An 11,625-nucleotide genomic window follows, 5' to 3' on the forward strand; every position below is an offset into this window, starting at 1 on the left:
GAAACTCATGCGGGGATTCTCGCACCGGGGTGGAAGAATGACCGCATGAACGCAACCGGTGCCACCACCTTGAAGGCCACTCTCCACACCGACCTGACCGACGCGATCCGCGAGCGCGATCAGGTGCGTAGCGCGACGTTGCGCATGGTCCTGACGGCCGTGTCGAACGCCGAGGTCGCAGGCAAGGAGCACCGTGAGCTGAGCGATGACGAGGTGCTCGCCGTCATCGTCAAGGAGGCGAAGAAGCGCCGCGAGGCGGCTGACGCCTACGTCGGCGCCGGGCGCACCGAGCTCGCCGAGAAGGAGAACGCGGAACTCGCCTGCCTCGAGGGGTACCTGCCGAAGCAGCTGAGCGACGACGAGATCGACGCGATCGTCGCCGAGGCCGTCAGCGCCACGGGCGCATCCGGCATGAAAGACATGGGCAAGGTGATGGGCGTCGTCAAGCCCAAGATCGGCGAGCAGGCAGAGGGTGGGCGCGTCGCGGCGGCCGTCAAGAAGGCGCTCGCGGGCTGATCACTTGCTGCGGGCTCAGGTGCCCGAATGGCGGTGAGGGCCGTGCCGACCCCAGCGGTCGGCACGGCCCTCAGCGTTCGTGCACGTCTCAGCTCGCGCGGCGGATGCCTGCGGCGGCCTCGTCGGCGCGCGCCATCTTGAACAGGGTCGCCCACGACTTGACGTCCGGACGGCGACGCAGCAGCGCGCGGCGCTCACGCTCCGTCATGCCGCCCCAGACGCCGTATTCGGTGCGGTTGTCGAGCGCGTCGGCGAGGCATTCGGCGACGACGGGGCAGCGCTGACAGATCGTCTTCGCCGACTGCTGAGCAGCCCCCTTGGCGAACAGGTCGTCAGGTGCCGCCGCGGCGCACTGGGCGCGGGCGGCCCAGTTGTCGTCCCAGACGGGCGTCTGCGTCTCTTCTTCGGCCATGATCGTCATCGGTGCCCTCCCCTTGTTGGTGCGGATGACGGTGTGGCGTGCGCCACGTGCAAAAGTTGCTATACGCACAGTAGGCGTGGTTACTGGTGAGTTTCCATGGGGATTGAGTACCAAAAACGTTAGTACACGCGGTCGGCGCGGGGCGCGCCGAACCGCGCCTCGAAGGCTTTGACAGGCTGCTCCGATACGCTGAGCGGCATGCGTGGAAAGTCTCCTGGCCCCGATGCGTCGGCGAAGAAGCAAACCTGGAAGAAATCTGACGGTGGCGGTCAGCGTTCTGCGATGGGCTCGGTTCTCAGCCTCCTCGGCGCGTTCGTCGCCACCTCGATGGCGCTGGGCCTGCTCTTCGCGGGCCTGCTCATCCCCGCCACGGGCCTCGCGGGCGCGAGCGTCAAGGGTGGCGTCAAGGAGTTCGACGACATGTCGGGCACGCTCACCGAAAACGCGTTGAGCCAGCAGTCGAAGATCCTGGCGAAGGACGGCTCCGTCATCGCCACCCCGTATGACGAGAACCGCATCGTGGTGCCGTCGTCGGCCATCCCGAAGGTGATGAAGGACGCGCAGGTCGCCATCGAGGACGAGCGCTTCTACGACCACGGCGCGCTCGACCAGCGCGGCATCCTGCGCGCTGTCGCCGCGAACCTCGTCTCCTCGAGCACGCAGGGCGCCTCGACGCTGACGCAGCAGTACGTCAAGGTCGCCGCGCAGCGCGCCGCGATCGAGAGCGGCGACAAGGAGGAGGCGAAGAAGGCCGTCGCGCAGCACGGCACCGACGCCTATGTCCGCAAGATCAAGCAGCTCAAGATGGCGGTCGAGCTGGAGAAGACGCACACGAAGGATCAGATCCTCACGAGCTACCTCAACCTCGTCTTCTTCGGTGACGGCACGTACGGCATCGAGGCCGCTTCCCAGCACTACTTCGGCCATCCGGCGAAGGATCTGACGCTGCCCGAGGCCGCCACGCTCGCGGGCGTCGTCAACCTGCCTGGTTCGACCGACCCGGTGCACAACCCCAAGGCTGCGGTGAAGCGCCGCAACATCGTGCTCGAGAAGATGATCAAGCAGGGGCGCGTGAGCAAGGCCGACGGTGAGAAGGCCATCGCCAGCCCGCTGCAGACTCACGTGACGAACATCGCCGGTGGCGGTGGCTGCCAGGGCAGCAAGTACCCGTACTTCTGCGACTATGTCACCGACTGGGTCGCCGACCAGCCCGCGCTCGGCGCGAACCGCAAGGAGCGCCTCGCCAAGCTGAAGACCGGCGGCCTGACGATCCAGACCTCGCTCGACCCGAAGAAGATGTCGGCCCTCGACTCGAACCTCAAGAAGCGCGTTCCCGTCGGCAACGGCGCGGACGTGCAGGCAGCGGGCGTCATCATCGAACCCGGCACGGGTCTCGTCCAGGCCATGTCGCAGAACGCCAAGTACGACGTCGCCGGATCGAACCACTTCTCGACGTCCGTCGACTGGGTCCGCTCGGGCTTCCCCATCGGTTCGACGGCGAAGATCTTCGCCATCGTCGAGGCGATGCGTCAGGGCCGCGCCGTCGACTCGACGGTGAACGTTCCCGCCATGAACGGCACGAAGGACGGGCGCCCGGTCTACAACTTCACGTCGAAGACGTTCCCCGGCCAGTGCGGTCAGGGTGCCGGCAACTGGTCCGTCGGAAACGACCACCCGGTGCCGTCCGGCCCGATGAGCCTGAGCAAGGCCACCGCCGAATCGGTCAACACCGCCTTCGGAGCCCTCGTGGCGTCGCTGGGGCCGTGCAAGGTGCGGGACACCTTCAAACTCATGGGTGTTCAGGCCCGTGACCTCAAGACGGGCGGGTGGCGCGACATCCGGCGCGACCCCTCGTCGATCGTGCTCGGCTCCGACTCGTCCTCGCCGATGATGATGGCCAACGCGTTCGCCACCGTCGCGGCGGACGGCAAGTACTGCGCACCCCGCCCCGTCGTCTCGATCAAGCAGGCGAACGGCAAGCCGGTGGCGCTCAAGGTCGAGCCGTGCAAGCAGGTCATCAGCCAGCAGGAGGCTCGCGGAACGGCGGAGATCTTCACCCACGTATTCGACAGCGACGGCACCGCCTCCGATGCCAAGCTGGCCGACGGGCGGGAAGCTTTCGGCAAGACCGGTACGGTCGACGGATCCCTGCACACGTGGTTCGTCGGCTCGACGAAGCAGCTCTCCACGGCCGTCTGGGTGGGTCGCGGTTTCGACAACAAGAACCCGATCAAGAACGTCTCCATCGGGGGCAAGCACATCGGCACCTTTTTGTACGGCGGCGACATCGCGGCGCCGGTGTGGAAGGCGACGATGGACACGATCTCGAAGGGCATGCCCAAGGCGAAGCTCGCCGAACCCGACAAGGCGACCAAGCAGGGCGACGAGGTGAGTGTCCCCGACGTCAAGGGCAAGAGCGAGGCGGACGCGAAGTCGACACTCGAGAAGGCCGGTTTCCTCGTCACCGTGTCGAAGCAGAACTCCGGTGACGTCTCCGGCGGCCAGGCGTTCAAGACCGACCCTGCGGCCGGCCAGAAGCTCGGCAAGGGCAAGAAGATCACGCTGTACGTCAAGCCCTGATCGTCAGGTGCTGGGCGCCGACTGACGCAGGCTCGCGAGGCCCACCCCGTCCTGGGGTGGGCCTCGCGCCGTCATGGGGTGGGGTCTGCCTCGGGCCGCTTCGACCGTGATGGCGGTGGGTGGCTCTAGGGTGGAGGCATGCAGAAATGGGAATACTTCACCGCGCCGATCATGGTCCACGCCACGCAGCAGATCCTCAACAACTTCGGTGAGGACGGCTGGGAGCTCGTGCAGATCGTGCCCGGCCCCGACGGCAACGGTCTCGTCGGCTACTTCAAGCGCCCCAAGGCCTGAGCGATGAGCGCGATCGAGGAGCGTCTCGCAGAGCTCGGGTTCGAACTGCCCGAGGTCGCAGCGCCCGTCGCCGCGTACGTCCCGGCGGTTCGTGACGGCGACCACGTCCACACCTCCGGCCAGTTGCCCATGGTCGCCGGCAAGCTGCCGCTGACGGGCAAGGTCGGTGCCGAGGTCAGCGCCGAGCAGGCCAGCGAGCTCGCTCGCACGTGTGCGCTCAACGCGCTCGCGGCGATCAAGAGCGTCATCGACGACCTCGATCGCGTGACGCGCGTCGTCAAGGTCGTCGGGTTCGTCGCCAGCGACCCGTCGTTCACGGCCCAGCCGGGCGTCGTCAACGGCGCCTCGCACCTGCTCGGCGATGTCTTCGGCGACGCCGGCGTGCACGCGCGCTCGGCCGTCGGCGTGGCCGTCCTGCCCCTCGACGCACCGGTCGAGGTCGAGATCACCGTCGCCGTTCGCGACTGAGGGGCCCCGTGACCACGTCGTCGCAGGTGCGCGAGTTCCCGATCGGGCCGTTCCGCGAGTCGGCCATGCGCTGGCTCGACGCCGTCGGCCGGGGCGAGCAGGGCGACGAGGTGACGCCCTCGCAGGCGGCCACCGTCATGCTGGTGCGCGGTGAACCGCTTGAGGTCTTCATGATCGAGCGCGCCTCGACGATGGACTTCGCGCCGTCGACGTGGGTGTTTCCCGGTGGGCGGGTCGACGCAGCCGATGAGGACGTCGTGAAGGCCGGGTTGCTCGACGGTTTCGACGCCGAGGACGCGGGGCGCGACCTCGGGATCGACGCCGACGCGGCAGGCGCCGTCGTCGTGTGCGCCCTGCGGGAGTTGTTCGAGGAGGCGGGCGTGCTGCTCGTCGACACGAACGTACGCGGGAACGCAGTCGGCGACGGAGCCGACGCTGGGCTCGCAGCTGAGACAGATGGCCCAGCCGAGGCTGCGGGGCCTGACGTCGAGCTACGCACGCGCCTCGAGGCGCACGAGGTGACGTTCGTCGACGTGCTCGCCGGGCGGCGACTGCGCGCCGACCTCGTCGCGGCCGTCGACCGCTGGATCACCCCGCCGTTCGAGAAGCGACGCTTCGACACGTGGTTCTTCACGGCGTTGCTGCCGGAGGGCGCCGTCGCCGATGCCGTCTCGCGTGAGTCGCAGCGTGGCCGCTGGGTGCGCCCGCGGGAGATGCTCGACGAGATGGCGGCCGGTCACGTCCGGCTCCTGCCGCCGACCCGCACCGGTCTGGAGCGGCTGACGCGCGCCGTGAGCGCGTCCGAGGCCCTGACGCAGGCGCGAGCTGCAGCGTTCGAACCGACCCGTCCCGAACCGCTCATGGGCCCCGACGGCCCGTACCTGCGAGCCCGTATCAACCTCTGAGGGAGCACCTTCCGTGACCGACCAGGCGACCACGCATCCACTGCCCCCTGGCGTGCTTCACGTGCGCTGCGACAACCCGAGCGCAATGACGCTGAGTGGCACGAACAGCTATGTCATCACGCGAGCTGACGGCGTTGCCGACGGCGGCGAGCGCGCGCTCGTCATCGACCCGGGGCCGGACGAGCACGGGCACGTCGGTGCACTCGTCGACGCGGTGCGCGGCGTGAGTAACGTCGACGTCCTGCTCACGCATCATCACGACGATCACGAAGGCGGCGGGGCGAGGCTCGTCGAGCTGCTGTCCGAGGCAGGCGTCCGCGCGCGCGTCTGGGGCGGCGCACAGGGTATTACGCTCGTCGACGGGCGGATCTTCGATAACGTCCAGGTCGTCCTCGCGCCCGGTCATACTGCGGATTCGGTCGCGTATGTGTTCGAACGCGACGGCGATGTCGTGCTGTTCAGCGGCGACACGCTGCTCGGCGGCAGCAGTTCGTTCATCGCCCACCCCGACGGCGACCTCACCGACTACCTCGTGACGCTCGACGTGCTCGAAGCGGCCCTCGAGGCAACCCCCGGCGCCGTGCTGGCACCCGGGCACGGCGACGTCGGCGGCGACGCCCTCGCCGTCATCGACGCATACCGGCATCACCGCAACGAGCGGCTCGACGGGGTGCGGGCCGCGCTCGCCCAGGCACCGTCCGACGCTGATGACGCCGCGCGCGTCGACGCCGTCATCGACGGTGTGTACGGCGGCGTCGACGCGGCCCTGCGCCCCGCCGTCGAAGCCGTCGTCGCGGCGCAGTTGGCGCATCTGACGCGTATTGGCGAAGTCTGAATCAAGCACTGACGGACGTCGAAGGCCGCCCCACCGATTCGGTGGGGCGGCCTTCGACGCGTGGGGGAGCCTCAGCGAGCGCGTCGCTGCAGACGCTCGACGTCGAGCAGCGTGACGGCGCGTGCCTCGAGCTTGAGCCAGCCGCGTCCGGCGAAGTCGGCGAGGGCCTTGTTGACCGTCTCGCGCGAGGCACCGACGAGTTGCGCCAGCTCCTCCTGCGTCAGGTCGTGTGCGACGAGGACTCCACCGTCGACCTGACGGCCGAAGCGGCTCGCCAGGTCGAGCAGCGCCTTGGCGACGCGGCCGGGAACGTCGGTGAAGACGAGGTCGCCGAGCGCCTCGTTGGTGCGGCGCAGGCGGCGCGCGATCGAACCGAGCAGCTTGACGGCGACCTCGGGGCGCGTCGACACGAACTCGGTGAGCTCGGCGTGCCCGAGCCCGACGAGGTCGGTGCCGGCGACGGCGGTCGCCGTCGTCGTGCGGGCGCCCGGGTCGAAGAGGCTGAGCTCACCGAACATCTCGCCGGGGCCGAGTACGGCGAGCAGGTTCTCGCGGCCGTCGGGGGAGCGGCGGCCGAGCTTCACCTTGCCGGAGGTGATGACGTAGAGCCGATCGCCGGGCTCGCCCTCCTCGAACAGCACGTCACCACGTTCGATGCGCGCACGCGACATGCGCTGAAGAAGAGCCTGCGCATCCTCGTCGCTCAGCGCAGCGAAGAGGGGGGCCTGACGCACAACATCGATGTCCACCTCTCCATCCTGCCACGTTTCGCGTGACGGGCCGCACAGCACAGCTGTTTACTGCTGGGCGACGTGATGTGACGGCCCCCACCCACGGGCCGTCGGAGGGGGTTGTCAGCGCTGCGTTCTAGGGTGTGAGCATGAGTTCTTCCCCGTCCGTTCCGGCCGGCGACGCCGGCCCGGCTGCCTCCTCGTCAGGGCCCTCGACGTCGCCCGCGCGCAGGATGCCGCGTCGTGCTGCCGCACGCCCCGAGACGCACACGGCGCTCGTGCGACAGGCGCGTCGCATCTACCGCACGCTGATCGCCCAGTACCCGTACGCGCGAGCCGAACTCGACTTCGAGTCGCCGCTCGAACTGCTCGTCGCCACCGTCATCTCGGCGCAGACAACCGACGTCGGCGTCAACAAGGTGACGCCGGTGCTGTTCGCGCGTTACCCCGACGCCGCGGCGCTCGCGGGCGCCGATCCGGCCGAGATGGAGGAGATCCTGCGTCCGACGGGGTTCTACCGGGCCAAGACGCGCGCCGTCATCAAGCTGAGCCAGGACATCGTCGAGCGCTTCGACGGTGAGGTGCCCGGCCGGCTCGACGACCTCGTGACCCTGCCCGGCGTCGGCCGCAAGACGGCGAACGTCGTGCTCGGCAACGCGTTCGGCGTGCCCGGCATCACCGTCGACACGCACTTCGGGCGGCTCGCGCGCCGGTTCGGGTGGACGACGTCCGAAGACCCCGTCAAGGTCGAGGCCGAGGTAGGTGCGCTGTTCCCGAAGAAGGACTGGACGATGCTCAGCCACGTCGTCATCTTCCACGGCCGGCGCATCTGCCACGCCCGCCGCCCGGCTTGTGGGGTCTGCCCGGTGGCGCAGTGGTGCCCGTCGTTCGGCGAGGGGGAGATCGACGCCGATGCAGCCCGCAAGCTGCTCAAGTACGAACTGGCCGTGCCGAAGGGCGGTGAGGCCCTCGTCGGCCTCCTCGTCGACGGCGCCGAACCCGACGCCTCGTTCTCGACCGGGCATCGGGGCACTCCGACCGTCCCGCGGCACTCGGGGCTCGCGTGATGACGGACGCGCCCGAGGCGCCGGCTTGGTTGCATCGCGTCCACGAGCTCGGCTCGTCGGACCGGCTGCGCGGTGCCTGGCCGTCGCCGGGGCCCGGGGCCCGTGAGTCGGCCGTCCTCATCCTCTTCGGGCCGACGGACGGCGCGATGGCGGGGCTCGAGTCGCTCGACGAGCAGGGCGGGGGCGTCGATGTCGTCCTCACCCAGCGCGCGGATGCGATGCGCACGCATGCGGGGCAGGTCTCGTTTCCCGGCGGGGGAGTCGAGCACGACGACGCGGACGCCGTCGCCACGGCGCTGCGTGAGGCGCACGAGGAGATCGGTCTGTCGCCGGCGGGCGTCGAGGTGCTCGGAGCGCTGGCACCCGTCGCGCTGACGGTGACGAACTTCGCCGTCACGCCGGTGCTGGCGTGGTGGCAGCAGCCGTCGCCGGTCGCCGCGCTCGACCCGATCGAGGTGGCACACGTCGCGCGGGTGCGCGTCAGCGACCTCGTCGATCCGGCCAATCGCCACACCGCGACGCATCCGCGCGGTTTCGCAGGGCCGGCGTTCACCGTCGACGGGCTGTACGTGTGGGGTTTCACAGCGTTCCTGCTTGACGCCGTGCTCACCGCTGCGGAGCTCACCCGCGCCTGGAACACCGGCGACCGCCGTCAGGTGCCGCAGCGGTTCCTGCACTGACGTCGGCGGTCGCCTGGCGCGGTGGCGTTCCTGGGGGCGTCCAGATCGTGCAGGTATGACGAAGGCGGCCCCCCGCATGGGGAGCCGCCTTCGTCGAGCGTCCGACGTGAGCGTCAGACGTGGTGGATCACTTGGCGGGCTTGATGGCCGCGACCGTCGCCTGCGCGTTCTCGATCGTCTTCTCGGGCTTGCCCTTGATCTTCTTGAGGGCCTTGATGCCGATGAGCGCGAGCACCGCGACGACGACGGCGAGGATGCCGGCGACGATGAGGAATCCGGCCCACGGGTTCCAGCCGAAGATGTTCGACAGGCCGTAGGCGAGGGACGTCAGCAGGAAGCCGAGCATGAAGAGTGCAAGGACGCCCGCCGCAGCGAGCATCCCGCCGCCCTTGCCGGCCTTCTGCGCATCCGCCTTGATCTCGACCTTCGCGAGGTCGATCTCACCCTTGACGATGTTCTGCAGGTCGGTGGTGGCGTCCGAGACGAGCTGACCCAGCGTGCGCTCGGTGCCTCGCGTGGTGTTGAGAGCCATGGGATTTTCTCCTGTCAGCAGGCACTCGCTCGAGCTCGAGTGAGGTGGCCTGGCGCGTCAGACAATTCGTACTTGCCCCACAGACTACCGATTCGTGGGGTTTCGCGCCCACCGGGCCACAGGATGAGGCGTGTCGGTGGGCTGCGGGCGGGTCAGGCAGTGCTGGGGCGCTGGTAGACGTCGGGGATGCCGTCGTGGTTGTCGTCCCGCTCTTCCTCCTCGGCGAGCTGGGCGTAGACGCGGTTGCGTCGTGCCAGCACGATGCTGGCGAGCGCAGCCGACAGCAGGCTGCCGAGCAGGACGCCGATCTTGACGTGGTCGTCGGAGGAACTGCCTGATCCGAACGCGAGTTCACCGATGAGCAGGCTGACGGTGAAGCCGATGCCGCCGAGCAGGCTGAGGCCGAAGACGTCGCTCCACGTGAGGTTGTCGTCGAGTTCGGCGCGTGTGAACTTGCTGACGAGGAACGTGCTGCCGAAGATGCCGACCGCCTTGCCGAGCACGAGCCCGGCGATGACGCCGATCGTCACGGCGTCCGTCAGCGTGTCGGTGATGCTCGTGCCGACGACGGTGACGCCCGTCGAGAAGAACGCGAAGACGGGCACCGCGAAACCGGCGGAGTAGGGGTGCAGGCGCTGCTCCATGCGGTCGGCGATCGCGCGCTTGCCCTTGACCGGCACGAGCAGGCCGAGGACGACACCGGCGATCGTCGCGTGGATGCCCGAGTTGAGCACGCACACCCACGCGGCGATGGCGAGCACGCCGAGGACGACGGGGTTCTTGAGGCCCCGCTGAACGGCGACGCCGAAGAGCGCGATCGGCACGATGGCCACGACGAGCCACGTCAGCGAGAAGCCGTGGCTGTAGAAGATCGCGATGATCGTGATGGCGATGAGGTCGTCGACGACCGCGAGGGTGAGCAGGAACGAACGCAACGCCGTCGGCAGGTGCGAGCCGATGACGGCGAGCACCGCCAGCGCGAACGCGATGTCGGTGGCCGTCGGGATCGCCCACCCCTGCGCGCCGTCGCCACCGGCATTGATGGCGGCGTAGATGAGAGCGGGGACGGCGACGCCGCACACGGCCGCGATGACGGGAACCGCCGCAGCCGAGGGGTTCTTGAGATCGCCGACGACGAACTCGTGCTTGAGCTCAAGGCCGACGACGAAGAAGAACAGTGCGAGCAGACCGTCGGCCGCCCAGTGCGCGACGGACATGTTGAGCCCGAGGAAGTGCGGGCCGATGTGCGCGTCGCGCAGCACCTCATAGCTGTGGCTCCACGGCGAGTTCGCCCACGTCAGCGCAGCCACGGCAGCCATGAGCAGCAGGACGCCACCGATGGTCTCCGTCTGGAGCAGTTCCTTGACGCGCCTCGCCTCGGGCCACGTGCCGCGGGTGAACATTCGCTTGGCCATGCGACCTGCCGTCGCGACGGGGGCTTGGTGCGCGTAGGTCTTGAAGTCCTCGAACTCCGGCGGCTCGTCACTCATCGGAGGGAGGGGGTTCTTGTTGCCGGGCATGGGCGGCTCCTCGGGGGTAGCGCTGAGCAGGGGCACCCGGTGGCTCGTGAGCACTTCTCGGGCGGCCGACCAGACTTCCCGGCACACCAATTGCTGAGAATTCTACGGGAGTTCGCCCCACGTCCGATCCGACGTCCGGTGCGCGGGACGCCCCTGCCCCCGTCCAACTGGCCCCACCACGCGATGGCGGGTAACTCAACGCCGGCAGGCAAGTGCCCGCCTACCTGTGAGTTACCCGTCATCGTGAGCCGGTGAGCCGGTGAGCCGGGGTGCCGGAGGCGAAGAGCTACTTCTTCAACCCCGCCTGGATCTGAGCCATGACGCTCGGGTCGGCCAACGTCGTGGCGTCACCGGCTTCACGGCCCTCGGCGACATCCTTGAGCAGGCGTCGCATGATCTTGCCCGAACGCGTCTTCGGCAATTCGTCGACGACGAGCACCTGTCGCGGCTTCGCGATCGGCCCGATCTGACGACCGACGTGCGTGCGCAGCTCCTGGACGAGCTCTTCGCGGGCTGCGTCTTCGGCGTAGTTCTCCCGCGATTCTTCGCGCAGGATGACGAACGCGCAGACGGCCTGGCCGGTCGTCTCGTCCGCGGCGCCGACGACGGCGGCCTCCGCGACCGTGTCGTGGCTGACGAGCGCCGACTCGATCTCGGAGGTCGACAGGCGGTGACCGGATACGTTCATGACGTCGTCGACGCGGCCGAGCACCCAGATGTTGCCGTCCTCGTCGCGCTTCGCGCCGTCACCGGCGAAGTACATGTCGGGGAAGCGCGACCAGTACGTGTCCTCGTAGCGCTGACGGTCGCCCCAGATGCCGCGCAGCATCGACGGCCACGGGTCGCGGATGACGAGGTAGCCGCTCTCGCCGTTCGGCACGCTCTTGCCCTCTTCGTCGACGACGTCGGCGGTGATGCCGGGCACGGGTGCCTGCGCCGAACCGGGCACGAGCGCCGTGACGCCGGGCAGCGGCGACATCATGATCGCGCCAGTCTCCGTCTGCCACCACGTGTCGACGATCGGGGCCTCACCCGCGCCGATGACGTCACGGAACCACATCCACGCCTCAGGGTTG

Annotated in this window: 13 protein-coding genes; 8 read left to right on the forward strand and 5 right to left on the reverse strand. The window is 68.9% G+C overall.

Annotated features, from left to right (window positions below):
- Positions 1–45: 45 nt before the first annotated feature.
- Positions 46–516 (forward strand): GatB/YqeY domain-containing protein, encoded by a 471-nt coding sequence (locus AX669_RS01855; RefSeq protein ID WP_006943945.1) that lies wholly within the window; start codon positions 46–48, stop codon positions 514–516.
- 88 nt (positions 517–604) lie between these two features.
- Here the strand turns inward: AX669_RS01855 and AX669_RS01860 are convergent, their stop codons facing one another.
- Positions 605–937 carry a WhiB family transcriptional regulator gene (locus tag AX669_RS01860; RefSeq protein ID WP_082740484.1) on the reverse strand — a complete coding sequence of 111 codons (333 nt, stop codon included), beginning with the start codon at positions 935–937 and terminating at the stop codon, positions 605–607.
- A gap of 198 nt (positions 938–1,135) precedes the next feature.
- On the opposite strand from AX669_RS01860, the gene AX669_RS01865 reads away from it, so the two are divergent.
- From AX669_RS01865 to AX669_RS01880, 5 genes are all read left to right on the forward strand, one after another.
- Positions 1,136–3,517, forward strand: a complete 2,382-nt coding sequence (locus tag AX669_RS01865; RefSeq protein WP_082740485.1) for a transglycosylase domain-containing protein — start codon at positions 1,136–1,138, stop codon at positions 3,515–3,517.
- Positions 3,518–3,655: 138 nt separating this feature from the next.
- Positions 3,656–3,811: a DUF4177 domain-containing protein gene (locus AX669_RS12875; protein WP_006943980.1), complete on the forward strand. Its 156-nt coding sequence runs from the start codon at positions 3,656–3,658 to the stop codon at positions 3,809–3,811.
- Between the two features lie 3 nt (positions 3,812–3,814).
- Positions 3,815–4,279, forward strand: coding sequence for a RidA family protein (locus tag AX669_RS01870; protein WP_062256208.1), 465 nt, complete (start codon positions 3,815–3,817; stop codon positions 4,277–4,279).
- Between the two features lie 8 nt (positions 4,280–4,287).
- Positions 4,288–5,184: an NUDIX domain-containing protein gene (locus tag AX669_RS01875; RefSeq protein WP_062256210.1), complete on the forward strand. Its 897-nt coding sequence runs from the start codon at positions 4,288–4,290 to the stop codon at positions 5,182–5,184.
- Between the two features lie 13 nt (positions 5,185–5,197).
- Positions 5,198–6,019 (forward strand): MBL fold metallo-hydrolase, encoded by an 822-nt coding sequence (locus AX669_RS01880; protein WP_156444888.1) that lies wholly within the window; start codon positions 5,198–5,200, stop codon positions 6,017–6,019.
- Positions 6,020–6,090: 71 nt separating this feature from the next.
- Here the strand turns inward: AX669_RS01880 and AX669_RS01885 are convergent, their stop codons facing one another.
- Complete coding sequence (locus AX669_RS01885; RefSeq protein ID WP_006943962.1) at positions 6,091–6,768, reverse strand: Crp/Fnr family transcriptional regulator; 678 nt, start codon at positions 6,766–6,768, stop codon at positions 6,091–6,093.
- A gap of 215 nt (positions 6,769–6,983) precedes the next feature.
- Here AX669_RS01885 and nth point away from each other — a divergent pair, with 215 nt between their 5' ends.
- Entirely contained in the window at positions 6,984–7,817 is an 834-nt protein-coding gene (nth, locus tag AX669_RS01890) for an endonuclease III (RefSeq protein WP_006943929.1), read from the forward strand.
- The gene (locus AX669_RS01895; protein WP_231729370.1) at positions 7,817–8,497 is read left to right on the forward strand and encodes a CoA pyrophosphatase; all 681 of its coding nucleotides are present in this window, start codon (positions 7,817–7,819) and stop codon (positions 8,495–8,497) included. The genes nth and AX669_RS01895 overlap by 1 nt, the downstream gene beginning before the upstream one ends.
- A gap of 127 nt (positions 8,498–8,624) precedes the next feature.
- Here AX669_RS01895 and AX669_RS01900 read toward each other — a convergent pair whose 3' ends face one another.
- From AX669_RS01900 to AX669_RS01910, 3 genes are all read right to left on the reverse strand, one after another.
- On the reverse strand, positions 8,625–9,029 hold the full coding sequence (locus AX669_RS01900; protein WP_062256215.1) for a phage holin family protein: 405 nt from the start codon (positions 9,027–9,029) through the stop codon (positions 8,625–8,627).
- Positions 9,030–9,181: 152 nt separating this feature from the next.
- Complete coding sequence (nhaA, locus tag AX669_RS01905; RefSeq protein WP_082740487.1) at positions 9,182–10,549, reverse strand: Na+/H+ antiporter NhaA; 1,368 nt, start codon at positions 10,547–10,549, stop codon at positions 9,182–9,184.
- A gap of 286 nt (positions 10,550–10,835) precedes the next feature.
- On the reverse strand, positions 10,836–11,625 hold a 790-nt coding region (locus AX669_RS01910; protein ID WP_156444889.1), incomplete at its 5' end, for an AMP-binding protein.

It is taken from the genome of Dermacoccus sp. CCH2-D9 (assembly GCF_001556795.1).
GTDB lineage: Bacteria > Actinomycetota > Actinomycetes > Actinomycetales > Dermatophilaceae > Dermacoccus > Dermacoccus nishinomiyaensis.